At 36.1% G+C, this 16,911-nt stretch carries 13 protein-coding genes and 1 riboswitch; of the genes, 4 read left to right on the plus strand and 9 right to left on the minus strand.

Features of this window, described 5'->3' with window-relative positions; translation table 11 throughout:
• Nucleotides 1–69: 69 nt before the first annotated feature.
• Nucleotides 70–1,332: a competence/damage-inducible protein A gene (locus tag AC06G9_RS03800; RefSeq protein ID WP_480957538.1), complete on the minus strand. Its 1,263-nt coding sequence runs from the start codon at nt 1,330–1,332 to the stop codon at nt 70–72.
• Between the two features lie 100 nt (nt 1,333–1,432).
• Complete coding sequence (locus AC06G9_RS03805) at nt 1,433–4,078, minus strand: putative LPS assembly protein LptD (protein ID WP_248754721.1); 2,646 nt, start codon at nt 4,076–4,078, stop codon at nt 1,433–1,435.
• 169 nt (nt 4,079–4,247) lie between these two features.
• On the opposite strand from AC06G9_RS03805, the gene AC06G9_RS03810 reads away from it, so the two are divergent.
• Both AC06G9_RS03810 and AC06G9_RS03815 read left to right on the plus strand, forming a co-directional pair.
• The gene (locus AC06G9_RS03810) at nt 4,248–5,063 is read left to right on the plus strand and encodes an N-acetylmuramoyl-L-alanine amidase family protein (RefSeq protein WP_052627765.1); all 816 of its coding nucleotides are present in this window, start codon (nt 4,248–4,250) and stop codon (nt 5,061–5,063) included.
• A 66-nt stretch (nt 5,064–5,129) separates the two neighbouring features.
• The gene (locus AC06G9_RS03815; RefSeq protein WP_045755749.1) at nt 5,130–6,077 is read left to right on the plus strand and encodes an MlaD family protein; all 948 of its coding nucleotides are present in this window, start codon (nt 5,130–5,132) and stop codon (nt 6,075–6,077) included.
• 40 nt (nt 6,078–6,117) lie between these two features.
• Here the strand turns inward: AC06G9_RS03815 and AC06G9_RS03820 are convergent, their stop codons facing one another.
• Together AC06G9_RS03820 and AC06G9_RS03825 are read right to left on the minus strand one after the other, a co-directional pair.
• Nucleotides 6,118–8,202 carry a S9 family peptidase gene (locus tag AC06G9_RS03820; protein WP_480957539.1) on the minus strand — a complete coding sequence of 695 codons (2,085 nt, stop codon included), beginning with the start codon at nt 8,200–8,202 and terminating at the stop codon, nt 6,118–6,120.
• A gap of 579 nt (nt 8,203–8,781) precedes the next feature.
• On the minus strand, nt 8,782–9,045 hold the full coding sequence (locus tag AC06G9_RS03825) for a 5-oxoprolinase (protein ID WP_248754719.1): 264 nt from the start codon (nt 9,043–9,045) through the stop codon (nt 8,782–8,784).
• Between the two features lie 35 nt (nt 9,046–9,080).
• A riboswitch (SAM-I-IV-variant riboswitch) is annotated at nt 9,081–9,174 on the minus strand.
• A gap of 552 nt (nt 9,175–9,726) precedes the next feature.
• Here AC06G9_RS03825 and AC06G9_RS03830 point away from each other — a divergent pair.
• Nucleotides 9,727–10,917 (plus strand): hypothetical protein, encoded by a 1,191-nt coding sequence (locus AC06G9_RS03830; RefSeq protein WP_480957540.1) that lies wholly within the window; start codon nt 9,727–9,729, stop codon nt 10,915–10,917.
• 946 nt (nt 10,918–11,863) lie between these two features.
• Here the strand turns inward: AC06G9_RS03830 and AC06G9_RS03835 are convergent.
• From AC06G9_RS03835 to AC06G9_RS03855, 5 genes are all read right to left on the minus strand, one after another.
• Entirely contained in the window at nt 11,864–12,850 is a 987-nt protein-coding gene (locus tag AC06G9_RS03835; protein WP_480957541.1) for an ABC transporter permease, read from the minus strand.
• Nucleotides 12,819–13,811, minus strand: coding sequence for an ABC transporter ATP-binding protein (locus tag AC06G9_RS03840; RefSeq protein WP_480957542.1), 993 nt, complete (start codon nt 13,809–13,811; stop codon nt 12,819–12,821). Before AC06G9_RS03840 ends, AC06G9_RS03835 begins: the two co-directional genes overlap by 32 nt.
• 32 nt (nt 13,812–13,843) lie before the next feature.
• On the minus strand, nt 13,844–14,692 hold the full coding sequence (locus AC06G9_RS03845) for a COG1470 family protein (RefSeq protein WP_094772963.1): 849 nt from the start codon (nt 14,690–14,692) through the stop codon (nt 13,844–13,846).
• A 186-nt stretch (nt 14,693–14,878) separates the two neighbouring features.
• Nucleotides 14,879–15,169, minus strand: coding sequence for a hypothetical protein (locus AC06G9_RS03850; RefSeq protein WP_045752725.1), 291 nt, complete (start codon nt 15,167–15,169; stop codon nt 14,879–14,881).
• A gap of 76 nt (nt 15,170–15,245) precedes the next feature.
• Complete coding sequence (locus AC06G9_RS03855) at nt 15,246–15,692, minus strand: Hsp20/alpha crystallin family protein (protein WP_045752726.1); 447 nt, start codon at nt 15,690–15,692, stop codon at nt 15,246–15,248.
• A 535-nt stretch (nt 15,693–16,227) separates the two neighbouring features.
• Here AC06G9_RS03855 and AC06G9_RS03860 point away from each other — a divergent pair.
• Nucleotides 16,228–16,860, plus strand: a complete 633-nt coding sequence (locus tag AC06G9_RS03860; protein WP_045752727.1) for a DUF6266 family protein — start codon at nt 16,228–16,230, stop codon at nt 16,858–16,860.
• Nucleotides 16,861–16,911 lie beyond the last annotated feature (51 nt).

The following is a 16,911-nucleotide window of genomic DNA, read 5'->3' on the forward strand; positions in this document are numbered from 1 at the left end:
TATTTTAAGGTTTATATTTTACAAAGTAAAATATAATTTTTGATAAATCAATTTTTGCGGAATAATATTTTACAAACTCATGCCTATCTGATGTTCTTTGACTAAAAGTTGCCAAAGCATGAAAAGTGCCAATTGTCGTGTTCGTTCAATATTAATTGTTCTGTCATTTTGAAATTGAAACTTCTTCGTTATGGTTTCCCTTTCACCTGCCACAGCCACCCATACGGTACCTACAGGTTTGTCTATGGTACCACCACCTGGACCAGCAATACCACTTGTAGATATGGCATAATGGGTTTCAAATTTCTTTTTGGCACCTTCTGCCATTTCTATTACAGTCTGTTCACTCACAGCACCGTATTGAAGCAACGTTTCTTCCCTAACACCCAAGAGCTGTTGTTTTAATTTGTTCGAATAAGGTATAGTACCGCCCACATACATCGCGCTACAACCGGCAATAGCCGTGATCATAGCTGCCAAGCTGCCCCCTGTGCAACTTTCAGTAGTTGTCAATGTTAATTTGTGTTCAATGAAATTTTGGATTAGAAATTCCTCTATAGTCGTATCATAGTTCGCAATAACATGCTCTCCAAGTCTGTGGATGAGCTGTTCAGCATAATATTTGGTACTGGCCGTTATTGCTTCTTGATCCGATCCTTTGCCCGAAAGACGAAGTCTCACAAATGTCAATGTTGGCAAGTAAGCCAATTTTATAGAATCGGGAAGCTCCGATTCTATATCGGCAATTTTCTCTGCAAGGTAGGACTCACCGATTCCACCAACAATTATGTTTTCCTGCGAAAGATAGGTGCTATTTTCTTGTTGAGTAAGTCGCGGTAATATTTGTGTATTCATTAAATGCTTCATTTCAAAAGGAACACCCGGCATAAAGACAAAGGTCGTGTCTTCCTTTTTTATGAGCATTCCTGGCGCTGTACCATACTGATTAAATAAAAGTGTGCATCCCTCCAAAACATCTGCCTGTTGCCTGTTTATCTCCAACATGGGTCTGCCTCGCGATTCAAAAAATTGAGTTACATGCTGGAGCACAGTTTGATCACGTCGCAATTGTGTGTCAAAATATTTTGCTGCAGTTTGTTTCGTTATGTCATCTCTAGTTGGTCCGAGTCCACCTGTTATAAGCACGAGGTCTACTTGATTTTGACTATTGGATAACGCATTTAAGATGGCGTCCTCTTGATCCGATATCGAAATAATTTGTGAAACACTTATGTTGTTGGCATGGAGTTGAGTCGCTATCCAAGCTGAATTGGTATCGACAATTTGACCAATTAAGATTTCATCTCCTATAGTTATGATTTGTGCTTTCATGGATATCTAATAAATCCGTATCTATGTTAAATAGCAAAAGCTACGATTTTTTTTTCGAAGCTTTGTTTGATGTAATAAAATAAAGAAAAAAAAGCAGTTATTAATAATAACTGCCTCCTGAACTATTTCTTTTCGAAAGTTTCAAATCTTGTAGGATGGAAGATTTGGCCCTGATCGTAAAATTGTAACTTTGATATCTTCCAAATGGTGTCCATCCAATCGCGATATCCCAACAGTGAAGATCCCTATAAATATTGAATTGTGTTAAGGTGATTTCCTTTGCTTTCAAATCAAAACCTGAATTAAAAGTAACCTTCCACTTAGGTGTTAGGCTGACATCACCATGTATATTGACCGTACTAGTAATAGTTGAAACTTGACCTGGTTTAGAATATTGGAAACTAAATGATCCAGCTAAATTCCACGGAATACTAAAATTGACAAATGCATTTGGATCAGCACTGATACGCGACAGTGCCTGTGCCTGCTCTGGTGTCATGTTACTACCGATCTGACTACGCAAAGAATCAATATTATTATTTCTGTTTTTGGCAGCTTTAGGGTTGAGACTATAATCAAAAGATAAACCGAAGTTAGTCAAACGAGCAAGCTTACCCTCATTTATGACATATTTATTATAGCGTTGGCCAGCTTGATCGATGGCATATGGATCTAACGTACCATTGAAATTGACATTTATCTTTTCGCCGAATAGTGCTGTTCTACCAGAAAAGTTAAGCGGTGATAATTTCATCGAATCGGCGACAAAATTATAATTCCCACTTATGGATAATCCCTGGAGTAAAGGAACTTTTTTAAATCCGCCGTCCGTTGTATCAGACTTGCTCTTTATTTTTGCCTCAATATTATTATCCACGGAGAAACCAATTCCCATGGATTTCCCAGCCGATGGGCTGCCATAAACATTCTTATCAAAAATGGAATAACGATTAATCATTCCATACTGATCGACATAATTTTTGTAAAATCCATACATCGCGTCTGAGAAATCCGGTCTATAGTTAATATTGACCGATGGCGTGATGACATGTCTAATGGCTTGTATTTTACCTATTTTGGGGTACATACCATAGATTTTGGTCGATAATCCAGTAGATACAGAATAATCGTATGCTCTTCTGAAACCTTGGACTGTATCAAGGACCGCAATATACCCCTCTTTTGTATTTTCCATACGTTGACGAGTACTTTGCAGATACCATCTTTCAGTATAATTTACACTTGTGTTAAATTGAAAATACTTGAATGCATTTAATGATAGACTGATCGGAATATTATGTTGAAAACCGTTCGTGAATTTTTTTAAAGTCTGTTTTGTAAATAAGGTTGAATCACCTGTATTCAACGTATTGGTTCCTTGCAAACTATAACCAACATTGATGCGCTGATACCATTTTTGCTCATCTACACGGTCTTTCGAATCAAAAGGATTGAAAGAAGATACGTTTAAACTAAAATTAGGCAATTGCAAGTAAACATTACCCGTACTCATATCTTGGCGGTGACTCAGACTGGACGTGAAATTGACTTTTCCATCGGCAAATACTTTACCATAACTGATGGAAGAAGACATGTTGTTTTTAGTGATATCATTATAGGTATTGGTACCGTTTGCACCCGTATTTCTAAAATAAGATCCTGTTCCAAAATTGACATTAGCAGAGAAAGATGTTCCTGGATTTGCTTCTTGGCGTTGCGTATGGTTCCACGTGACATTAAAATCTTTGTTTGTACCATAATTATCCGTTCCCTCTACTCCGGCTTTTGTTGAAGCATAGCGGATATTGAATCCACCATTATATTTATAATTTACAGTATATCGCGTATTGATGGATGCTTCCCAAGATCCCTTAGAATATAAACTTCCTCGTACTTCACTGTCCCAGTAATCGTTGAAAGCTAAGTACCAACCAATATCACGCATCGCAAAACCACGGGTGTAATCTTCACCAAAAGATGGGAATAAGAATCCGGAAGATCTTTTATCGGGTTTAGGGAAAAAGGCAAATGGAAAACCGATAAATTTTAGCGGTATATTCTGCAATACGAGGTAAGAAGGTCCAGCGATGATCTGATTCTTAGTCACGATTCCTTTGCTCAGGAAGATCCCAAAATGTGTATGGGGCTCAGGTAGATTACAGGTACTGTAAAGACCATGGTACAAGGACATTTCATCGTATAAGTTTTTACGTACTACTTTTGCTTGAATGAATCCTCCTTCCACATCGGTCATGATTCCATAAGTATTACCCTCTTGTTTTTCATAATCGTATAACAGAGAATCTACTGTCTTAGGGCTCTCGGACCCCGTCATCACAATAGGACGACCCACATATTTGCCGTTATGGTCGATCACTCCCGAAGCAAATATTTGCTTTTTATTTCGATCTAATCGAATATAATCTGCTGACAGTTCAAAATCTTGGTATTTAACCTTAGCCCCTTTGTACAAGTGACTTATGTTTTTATCAACTTCAGTACGCTGCGAGTCACGAGCGATAATACTAACTTCCGCCTGCAATCCGCCTTTATTTTTGGTACTGTCTTTGTTTATTAGGGAGGAGTCTCGTTTCACACGAATGGAGTCAGGGGTTCCTATGACCGAAACAGAATCTTTTAGATTCTTTGACGTTGTCTTTACGGAAATTTTATCTTGCGAAAATGCTGAAAAAACACTTAGCGAAAGAATAAGGAATATGGTTAAAATGTGTGTTAACGACTTCAAAATTAAAGACAAATGTTATTTTTGTAAAAATATTAAACTAAGCTCGACAAAATTAGTCAAAAACAAATAGAAAGTGACGTTTTTTAACGAGATTAACATTTCCTATTTTTGTAGCACAATATTACTCATTACATTTTGTTATTAAATTACAGAAATTAAAAAAATATACATGAAATCAGATTTGAATATTAGAAAGCGGAAATTTATATTTTTTTTAGCCCCGGCGATTTTATTATTTATGGTTTTGACCAGTGCTACTCCACCAAAACCACATCCTGTACCTCCACAGTCCTATCAAATTAGAACAATTGTTATTGATCCAGGCCATGGCGGACGAGATTCGGGAGCAAAGGGTTCACGTTCTTTGGAGAAAAATATTGCTTTGGAAGTGGCATTAAAACTAGGAAAAGAAATTGAGCGACAGCTACCAGGTGTACGTGTTATGTTTACTCGACGTACAGATGAGTTTATTGATTTGTATAAACGTATTCGTATGGCCAATGCTGCAAAAGCGGATATATTTATATCTATTCACTGTAACTCGGCACCAGGAGGCTCTTCTAGAGGAACAGAGACTATTGTATCGGGCTCACATCGTTTAGGCGAGCAGACTGCTGCAATTCGTGAAAATGCCTCCCTATTGTTAGAGGAAAATTATAAAGAAAATTATCAAGGATTTGACCCCAAAGATCCAGAAAGTTATATCATCTTCTCATTAATGAAAAATCAATACCGTGAGAAGAGTATCAAGTTGGCCAACTTGATGCAGCAAGAATATGTAAAATCAGGTCGTGTAAGTAGAGGAATTTTAGAACAGGGATTAGCCGTCTTAGCGGAGGCGGGTATGCCTGCAGTTTTGACAGAAATAGGTTTTATGAATAATCGTACTGAAGAGGCTTTTATGCTATCGGACGAAGGACAGGAAGAGATCGTACAAAACTTAGTCGCCGCCATTAGTGCATTCAAAAAAAGCGTCGAACGATAAACTTATTTGCATTTGTCTTGTTTAAATGATAAATTGAATTCATATAAAACTTAAGAAAATATTATTTTGAAAATATCAAACGAGACTAAAGTCGGAATTTTAACTGTAGTTGCAGTTGCATTATTGTTTATTGGGTACAGCTTTTTAAAGGGTAATGATGTATTTAGCAGTGACAATACATATTATACATCTTATCAAGCTGTCGATGGTCTGACAGCCTCTAAACCGGTGTTGGTAAATGGATATCAAATAGGACGTGTGTCGAAGATGACCTTGCAGCCTGATGGTAGTATCTTAACACAATTCAAAATCAGTTCCGAATATAAGGTACCCAAAAATACCATAGCACGAATAGCCAGTACCGATCTACTTGGAGGAAAGGCGATCGTATTTGATATGGGGAATAGTGCGGAGTTGGCCAAGGATGGTGATATGTTAGCGTCGGGTATCCAGGCAAATATCATGGATAAGGTCGAGCCGATACAGAAAAGAGTTGAAACCATCACCATAAAATTAGATTCAGTATTAACAGTTGTCAATTCTGTACTGGACGATCAGTTTCAAAAAGATTTTAAGGAAAGTGTACATAGTATTTCAACATCATTAAAAAATGTGGAACTCATTACCAAAGATGTGGAAGGACTTGTGGGCTCGGAGCGTAAAAGATTAACAAATATCATCACGAACTTAGACATCATTACCAATACCTTTAAAAATAATAGCGGTCAAATAACAGCTATTATGTCCAATTTAAATACCGTTACTGATAAAGCCGCTAAGCTTGATTTTCAACAAACAATGGATAAAGCTAATATGGCTATGAGCGATTTCCAGACGATCGTTGATAAAATCAACAAGGGACAGGGCTCAATAGGCCTATTGATCAATGACGATAAGCTTTATGATAATTTAAATAATGCATCGCAAAGTTTAGATCATCTGATGAAAGATATTAAAGAAAAACCTGGAAAATATATTAAACTTTCCATCTTTGGAAAGAAGGGTGAGGAATAAAAAAAACGGGCTCGAAATTATATCGAGCCCGTTTTGTTTATTATAATGTTTCTTTTAACCAACCAAAAAATTCTCTTTGCCATACTTGGGCATTATGTCCCGATAGCACCCAATGATTTTCATCGGGTAAATAAACCAATCTACTTTTAATTTTCTTTAACTGTGCAGCTTGGAAAGCTCCAAGTCCTTGTCCTATCGGCACGCGGTAGTCGTGACCACCTTGAAAGATCAAAATTGGTGTATTCCATTTCTCGATATATTCGGATGGATTGAATGTGGTGTACGATTTTTCATTTGCTTTATCCCAGTATGGACCGCCCAGTTCATGGTTAGCAAAAAACATTTCCTCTGTCGTACCATACCAGCTTCTCATATCAAACAAGCCGTTATGCGCGATCAATGTTTTAAACCTATTTTCATGTACACCAGCGAGCATATAAACAGAATATCCGCCATAGCTAGCACCAATAGCAGCGCGGCGCGTGGTATCTACGTATTTTTCTTTCGATATATCATCAATCGCAGATAAGTAATCACGAATCGGTTGTCCACCCCAATCTTTGGAGATCGCCTCATTCCATTTCACACCCCATCCCGGCATACCGCGACGGTTGGGAGCGATGACAATATATCCTTGAGATGCGATAAGCTGTAAATTCCAACGGAATGAATAAAATTGTGTTAAAGCAGATTGTGGCCCGCCTTCACAGTACAAGATCGTTGGGTATTTTTTTGTTGGATCAAAATCAGGAGGGTATATGACCCAAGAAAAAAGATCTTGCCCGTCAGAAGCTTTTGTAATTCTCGATTCAATCTTATTATCACTGATCTGCGCATACATCTTATCATTGACAGTAGTCAATGGAGTTAACTTTTTACTCTTCAAGTCATAGCGGTACACCTCTGTAGCTCTTGTAAATTTTGTAGAAGTTACAATTAACTGATTATCGACCTGCCCAACAATTCCTGTAATATCAAAATTTCCTTCAGAGATCTGTTTGATGGACGCTAAGGATTTGTTCTTAAAATTAGTAGGAACAATTAATTCAAATAGTTGTACCGTTCCTTTAGCAGGTGCTACAAAATAAATTTTGCGATTGTCCTTACTCCAGGTAAAAGAGTTTACGGTACCATCCCAATGCGCGGTTAGATTTAGTCGTTGAGAAGATGCTTTATCAAACACAATGATATCATTTTTATCCGCTTCGTAACCATCCGTTTTCATGCTCAACCAAGTCAACTTGGTTCCATCCGGACTGTAAGTTGGATTGGTGTCGTATCCAAGCATTCCTTCAGTTAGATTGGTTGTTTGCTTGGTGGCAAGATCATAACGGTAGATATCCGTATTGGTACTTACGGCATAGTCTGTACCAAATTTTTTCTTGCTCACATATAAAATCGCTTTACTATCGGGCGTCCATTCAAAATCTTCCGATCCGCCAAATGGCATTTGAGGACTGTAAAATGGCTCGTCTTGTAACAGATCAATTGCTTCACCAATTTTTCCATTATTATAGGAAGCAACGAATGGATGGTTAAATTTTCCATTATTAAAAGTATCCCAATGGCGGTAGTCCAGATTGTCGAATACATAGGCATCGGACTTTGGTAAATCCTGATATTTATCTGTACTGTGATACTTTTTGATTAAAACAGCTTTGCTGAATAATATGTATTGACCATTTGGAGATAACTTGACATTTTCTAATTCAGTATCGCTATTTGTCAATTGTACAGCTTCACCCTTATATCTGTTCTTTTTCCAAAGCTGTCCTTTGAACAAATAAATGATATCACCATTTTCTGTTATCTGCACCACAGACTCACCGCCCTTTTCACTAGTTAGGGGAGTAGCGTTGCCTGTTTCCAATGATAAGGTGTATAAGTTTTTCTCTGAGCTGTTGGTCTCCACAGCATAATTTGAGACACCATATACCAGTGTTTTTCCATCAGGTGAAATTCCTTCGGCAGAAACACGTCCTAACTTCCATAATGTTTGCGGGTCTAATGGAGTTTTTGTTGGTGTTTCCATATTAACAGTCAGTTTCGTTTCTTTCTTTTCTTGAGCTATAGTTGCCGAAGCACATAGTAATACAGAAAGCGTTATTAAAGATTTTTTTTTCATCAAAATAATTTATTTTAATAAGGAGTGTGATCATGGATTGAGCTCTTTTCACTCGATTCATAAAAAATACAATTATGAGCATGCAAGATACAAAATCTACTTTATCTTATGTAATTCCTATTTTCTATTTAGGAAGGCTTTTGACGAAGTCATTTTATAAAGCTTTGAAAATTTTAGGTAGATACATATTATGTAATGATCAGGTGATCATATCCGTATTTTTGGGAAATTAAAGCAGAGTATCAAATAAAAAATGCAGATATGCTTGGCACAAACTATCGATGCATCTTTTGTGTATAGTATTAATATTGTGCTCGCAATTGGAAATAAATCAGGAGAGAACTATTGTTTAAAGTAGATATGATAAACGATAAATATACTTTTAAGGAATAGCTTTTTGTAAAAGCTTCAATTGTTCGAAAATAATAAACAACTGAAGCTTATTAGTAAAATAACTGAACTACTTTTTGTAAGCTTGATATCCTAATCTTTTTAATACCGATTTAGAGTATAACAAGCTGTGGATCTGATTCATTAGACTAGTAGATAAATTGCAAAGATCATGTCGTTCTGACTATCCTACTGAACAATTGGAACAAGCGTGTTTTTTTCTAATCGAACTGCTACATACTTGACGGAGGTAAAACCATCTTCTCTTGAAATAATGTTGGAAAGGTCTAAACCTCTTTTAGAAAAAGTACTGATGAGAGCCGTGCGAAATGTAGATTTGGAGGAACCCCAGCCTTTTTCCGATACCGTATCATTGTTGAGTTGTATCAGTTCATTGATGGTGTAATAACTGAATTTTTCCAGTAAGTGTTGATAAAGATTTGGTGTTGACATACAATTTAAAAATTTAAAGGATTAAACCATAAACTGTATCCAGATATTTTTGGTCGAAACCCATATTAATTTACCACCGCGGTTACTTAACTCGGTTGGTATTGCATCGTGCAATTCTGAATACTCTACAAAGTTAGTAGATTTTATTTTGAATCAAAATTTATTTTAAAATAATTAGCTGATATTCTTTTCTAGCATAGGTCTATGTTTTTTGTTTACAATCAAATTGAGAATGTGGCTAATGCTATGTCTTTCTACCGGGATTTTTCATAGGTAAAAAGTGAGAATTTCTAATGTAATTTTAGTTATATCAATTCATTCCTTTCTTCTTGACTTAGAATGTTATAACCTTAATTTATTCAATGAATTACATTATTTTTTTACTTAATTATAATTCGCTATAATATAATTTTTGTTATTTTTTTGGAAAATATTTTCTATAATTGCACCAGTTAATAATTTTTAATGGTAATTTTTTATGATTATTTCTTTAATGAATCTTGATATTTTTATTTATTTGATTGATGCTGAGTTGTTTACTTAACCATCATAATGCTTTATAAGACAATTATAGAGATAAATAGATTTGTATTATAAAAAGTTAAATTTTAAACGATTGCTCACCTTGTATTTTCATAATCACGAATAACTTATAATTATAAATAACCTACTTAATACTATATGGAAAGAAAATTTAGAATATATTTTTTAATACTATTTGCTGTGTTTGTCACATCTTGTGAAAAAGATAATGTTATAGAAAGTACTAACTTGGACATAGCGCAAATTCAAAATAAGAGTCTAAAAGCAAATGGTTCTGGTTCAGATTTTTTTTCTGTAGCTAATAAAATAAGAAGATATATTAGTGAGCAATTTGGAATCAATCATGAAGAGGTACTGTTAGAATCCAAATTTAATGATGATTTAGGTCTTATAGATCTGGATTTACAAGACGTGTTTATTTTTTGTGAAAATGAATTTTCAATTGTATTTGAAGATTCTGACATAGATAAAATTGTTACTGTAAATGATTTAGTAAATTTCTGTTTTCAAAATATGCTAGATGTAGTTGAAATTTATCCTCCAGGTACAAATCCTTCCTATCCAGGGCTTCCTGGAAATCCAGGATTTCCGGGAAGCCCTGGATTTCCTGGAGAAGTAGGAGGGGTAACGGATACAAGAATTAAACTACAGTTGCTTAATAGACCTTTCGGATTATTGCCAGATGTTCCATGTGAAATTATAGAAAAGTGGTTAGCTACTGCTCGACATCAAGTAAAACAAGCACAAATTGATAAATTAAATCAAGTTAGAACAAATCCACACATTGTTCCAAATTTAAATTATGATATAGTAGCACGTGTACAAAAGATTGATGATGCATCCAGTACTGTTGTGAATATGGATTATTATCCTATAAACATTAAACAATTGCCCGTAATAAATGGAATAAGACAGACACCGGAACAATTTTTGAGTGTTATTCGTAAAGATATTAATAATTTTGTAAACAATACATACGCTTCTTTTGACCCATATAACTGGTATGGAATAAATGATAAAAACCTTTGGCTTTCGAATAATCCATTGAGTGCAGTAATTGCGATAGATATTTTGGGACCGGATAATGCATCTGTAATCGTATCGGATTTTTCGAATAATAAATGGACTTTTACAACTATCTATGATCCAAAATATGGACAACATCCAGTTTCAGGAAATAGAGATTTTGGTTTTGTAAAAGAATCGAATGGATCATATACATTTTATACAAGAGGGGTAGATAGATTAACCACAGGGTTTGACGCTCTTGTGGAGTATGTGGCATTTGAGTCGTCCGATAATTTATGGAAGTCTTCCAAGATAAGGTAAGTAGTTATGTTAATCAACATGGTGGTGTTGCAAATATTGTAAGTCCTAAAATTGAGCGGCCTAAGTGGGAAGCTATTAAAAGAGTTGTTAAAGGAGTGGATCCAATAACCACGTTGAGAAGCGACTGTTAATAATTAACATATGAAAGGAACTATAATATTTTTTATAAATGTGGTAATAGCCTACACTTTATTTCCAATTATTTATATTCACGATTATTGGGACAATATTATTAGTGGAAATTATCAAATGTATGACATCCATACTACATCTTTAAGTGATTATTTTTCTCTCATTTTTGAAGGAGCTGGTATATTAGGAACTATATTTTTACTCATAAACCTACTACCATTCCAATTGTTAAAATTAAAATGGCTTTATAAATTTGATCAGAATTTTTATATAAAATCCTTAGGATTTTACTCCTTATTTAATATAGCTTTTGTGTTGATAACCGGCTGGGGGGACTACTGCTTTTAATGTCTCCTTGGTTTAATAATGTACCTTTCTTACTCGTTTTAATTTTGTTCTCCGTCATATTTCAAACCGCTCTCTATATCGCAATCGATAGGAAAATCTTAAAGAAAAAGAATGTATTATAAGCACCATTTTCGAAGGTATCACTTAGTATTACTGATCTTTGAAGTATGAAAAGACTGAATACTATAATTACAATTGCGTAACTCAAATGATAGTCCAGAAAAATATTTTGAAAAGATAGCATAATATTATTGTACAGAGAATAGCGGCGATAAGTAATATAATCTTTTTACAAAGTTTGGATACGCCTTGATCGACAAGATATTGCAGTCCAATTTTAATGACTGAGACTAGAAGCTTATTTAAATCTCTATTAAATCTGCTATGGGCAACTTCCTGAAGTATACAAAAAATGCACGCTATGTTTGTACCAGTAGCGTGCATTCTTCATCCTATATACGGCAGTTTAACTCCGTATTTCTCTTCGCATAAAAATATAATAGGACCACGCAAAGCAGATCATCGTCGCTGCTAAAAGACCACTGACTTGAGGGCAGACCATCAAGAAACTATCCCTAAATGATAGAGGTGCAGGAATGGCGCCAATCATTTGTTCCATCGCAATAGGACCGAGGCTACGTACAGATGGCATGAGCAGGGTTGTAGTCGCATCCATATATAGTTGGCTCGGTGATAACCGAAGCAAGTTTAATATCAATTCATTGTAGCTTAGATATTCCTGTTCCGAAATATAGTTTGGATTCGGTAAAAATGGCCTGATGGCTAGATTGACAAGAATCGGGAAGAATACAGTAAAAAATAGCCAAATACCGATTGCGGTTAAAGCTGAGGTCGCCGGTTGGCGAAACCGTATCGATGATAGTATCGATAGGCTCAACCAAAAGGCAACATATATAACACTGATAAGGGTAAAACCTATAATCCGCAAAAGTTCCTGAGGCTCGATCCGTACCCCTGTACCTAATAAGCCACCGCCAATCATTAGAAGTACTAACGCGATAAACATCGTCCCCACGACAGTGAGCGGAGCAAAGAATTTTGAAAACAAGAGGTTATCACGGTAGATAGGTTGCGCTATCAGACGTGTTAATGTTCCTCCATTGTATTCGGCATTGATCGCATCAAATCCGAGTGCTATGCCAAGTAGTGGCGCTAGAAAATTCAGGAAAACATGAAATGGTGGAATCGAATTGTCCGTCGTGGTCAATAATTTGAGATATAAAAATGATTGATCAGGATCTTTCATATTGTTGACAGCCTCTTTCAACCCGGTGGAAGATACATATAATGAGGCTCCAAACGTCAGTACAATAAGTAGTATCAGTATGATAAAACGCCAGCTGCGAATATGATAGGCAATTTCCTTATTTACCAGTACCTGAATTGGAACCGATGAGTGGCTAATTGTGGAGGAGACTGTGGGATTTTTCATGTTCAAAGGTGCTTGTTTTACTGTTCTCAAAATATGTATTATAGATATAGTCGAGTGCATAATCATGGCGTTGTACAGATAGGATGTCAGCACCGTTGTTGACAAGTAAACGTACTGCCATGGCAGTTATATCGCCATCTGTTTTGATCTCGATCGAGTTATCGCCAACAGAAAGCTTTCTGATACCAGGCAAGTTTTTTAATACTTCTTCAAATAGCGCTACGTTTGCATGTGTTTTTTCAAATGAAATCCATGTTGTTATGCCCTCTTTTTGCTGTAGCTTATTTGCAAGACTATCAATCGAGCCTTCTGCTAGTAGCTTTCCACCAACAAAAATACCCACTCTGTCACAAACGCGCTGTACCTGATGGAGATGATGCGAAGATAGGAGAACTGTCAGATTCTGTTCTCTGCTGAGTCGCTTGATCAATTCTAGGAATTCATCTACACCCTGTGGGTCTATACCTAAGGTAGGCTCATCCAAAATAGCAACTTCAGGAGTCTTGATGAGGACTTCAGCAAGACCGAGTCGCTGCTTCATACCTCTTGAAAAGGCTCCAGTTTTCTTATGGATGTCCTGTCCCAGTCCTACTTGATTTAAGATATCTTGCGCGCCAGACCTAGCTTTAGACTTTTGAAGTCCGTTTAATTCAGCTATGAAAGTTAGGTTTTCCAATGCGGTCATCTCAGGATAGAAACCCACATTATCTGGAAGATAGCCCACTTTTCTTTTAACAGCTATTGGATTTCGGGTGGCATTATGACCACAGACATAAGCTGTTCCTGTGGTCGGCTCGGTCAGTCCAAGCATCATCAAGATAGTCGTCGTCTTGCCGGCACCATTGGGACCGAGAAGGCCGAATACCTCGCCTTTATATATGTTGAGATCTAAATGATCAACAGCCTTTGCCTTTCCATAGTTTTTTGTCAAACCTGTCAATTGGATGATAGGATCCTTCATGATGATTATCTTTTTTATTGAATGAAATAGTGCTATCGTCTTCCGTATTTGCGAATAAGATAATAAATCAGCCCGATAGCCAATAGGATAATCAGCATGCCGACCCAGCCTGAAAGTAAAGAGGTCTTGACTATCATACGAAATGAAATGTCAGCAGTACTGTTCGGTGATTTAACATCAAATTTTGCAGCATAGTCGCCAGCTATGGTTTTATCGGGTACGCGCAAGTCAACTTTTACATCTGTCGACTTGCCAGGCTCTAGCTGCTGTATTGTTGAAGGTGAAAAAGTAGCTTCCCATTTGCTGGGCAACTGAGCGCTCAGTTCTACCGCGTTTAAAGGAAGGGTTCCTGTATTTTTTACTTGAAGGAGGATTTCCTTGTTGCTGCCAGATACGACTTCATCACTAAGTCTTCCACTAGGTGTGGTGAGTTGGAGAGCATAGGAACCCTTTACAACAGCTTCTAGATCGAGATGCAGTGTATCTGTTGGGGATATAGCCTTTAACGGAATTTTATATGTGTTGGGCTTTGCAGTCAGCGGGCAGTTAATTTCGATGTTTATTTCTTGGACTTTGTTTGCTTGCATTTGAAGAGAAGTCACCTGGGATCCCTCTACTCGATAACTGATCTGCCATCCCTCTGGTAATTGGGCGTTTAGATTGTAAGTAACTGTCTGTGATGACCCATTGGTCAATGTGGTCGTGTATCGAAAGGGCTCATTGCTGGGCGCTTCAATATTGAGCAATCTTGCTTCAAAGCTTGACTTTGTTGCTCTGACCGTTTGCCCCGATAGGTAGAGACTGTTGGCCAGTATTAAAAATGAAATAAATAATGGTCTAAAAGATAGACCTAGGCGTGTAATTAGTAGTTTGTTTAACATGATCCAATAACTAAAATTTATATTTAAATAGAATATTAGCTTTAAAAAAATGTTGGTTAGGGTAGTACTTACCTTAAAAAAACGGTTCCAAATTAAATATCAATTTGAAAAAAATCAAGAAAAATCAAAAAATAATTGTAAAATAATGTTTACTTAAGTTTTTTCAATGTACTTTGTACCTAGGGGTCAATCAAAGTTAACTGCCCTAAAAGTCTTTTTTATAATGGCTTTAATATTTTCTCCCAGTTCATCGATTGTGCAGTCCAATGACTTTAGTTGTGTTTTTGTATTATTTTTCTCGTTCCGCATAAGCGCGATGCGTAAAAGTCTATTGCCGGATGCTTGACTATCCCACTTTAATTCGTCAAATAGTTCCTGAACTATTTTTTCACAACTGCTCAAATCAAATGTAGCAATCTGGATGTAACTATCATGACAGTACATCTGAACTTCAATATGATAATTTGATCGTTCCATATTTTAAAAATAATATCTTAATAAAATAGGATAGCCTCCATTGGGAGGCTATCCTATATATGGACTATTTTATGACTTATGATATTTCGATAAGTCGAGGCTCTTTTTGTTTTGCTTCTTCTTTCTTAGGTATGGTTAACCGTAGCAGACCATTTTCATAACGAGCTTCGATATTATCCTGATCGACTACATCTCTGTGAAGTTCAAAGCTGCGTTGGAAGGACTGATAGCTAAACTCCCGTCGGGTATAGTTATCCCGTTTTTCTTCATTTTTTTCTTCTTTTGCGGATGATATGGTCAGTAGGTTGCCATCTAGCGTGATCTTAAAATCGTCTTTTGACATTCCTGGTGCAGCGACTTCTACTTCGAAAGTATCGCCATCTTCCTTAATATTGACGGAAGGAACGGTGGTACTCGTAGAAGAATAGTTACTATTACCCCAGTTTAAAAGTTCTCGGTTGAAATCATTAAACATGGGCGAAAAAATTGAAAAATTGTTCAAGTTTCTTTTTGCAAGTTTCATAATAACCTCCTTTTATGAAGTGAAAAATTAATTATTAAAATCTTTCAGTCGGCCGACTGTATTCAATATTCCACAAAAAAAATACCGATCTCGTGAAACTGAAATTTTTTCATAAAAAATGACAAATTTTACATGATAAACTGACATGATCGCCTCTTGTAAACAAACTAAAGGAACATTTTATACGGTCCATCAACCATGTTTATTAGAAATCATAGCCCTCCCTTTTACTACATTTCATGCGATCAAAATTGATTAAAGGAAAGAAATATTTGGTCATCACACATGGAGAGATCATGATGTATATCTGGTTGTAAACAGATGGATAAAATATTATAATGTTACACAGATATAAGAGAGTTATTATAGAGGGTTTCTATAGGGTTTCTATAGGTAAAACACTAGAAAACCTCTATGAACCCTCTTAATAATTTGTATATAATCACTATAATGATTAAATTAGAGTTTAAGGCTATATAAATGCGCCCATAGCAGCTTATACATCTTAATTAATTTCCAATTTAAATAAACCATTATGGCAATATTAAAAGCAGGTATAAATGGTCCTTTTTCCGGTAAAGTAGGAAGTGTGGTAGGTTATGAACTAAATGGTCAAACCGTTATTCGTTCTCTACCAGCAATAGTAAAAAAACCGCCCACCGAATTGATGCTCATCAATCGCAAACGTTTGAAGGCCGTATCTCAATTTTTGAAATATATTAAGAAACCAATAGCTTTTGGTTATAAAAATATGGCCCCTAAAGGTAGCCGTGTGGGTACTTTTCAATCCGCTCAATCCTATTTACTCAACAATTCGATTGATTATGATGCAGACAATAACCCCTATGTAAATCCTGAAAAAGTAATGGTTTTTAGGGGGGATATGCCACCTCCTCAACTCATTCATGTAACTATAAAGGACAATAAACTTTATATTGAATGGAATAAAGAGGCCTGTAAAGGAGAGCATCCATCTGCGGTGCTGGTATTGGCTTATGTTATTGAAGATTTTTTTGCTTTGAATGAAGGTGGTGCATTATCCACAGCAGGAAAATTGGTATGGGAGGATAATTTGTTCAGTAGAGGTGAGCAAATTCATATCTATGTCGGTTTCTATGATATCGTTCATGATCGATTGTCTGACTCTGTTTATGGGGGTTGCGTATAAAGAAAAACAATATATGATATCTTTTTATTTCCAGGATTCTCCAGATTCATA

This window comes from Sphingobacterium sp. MAE (assembly GCF_056711605.1).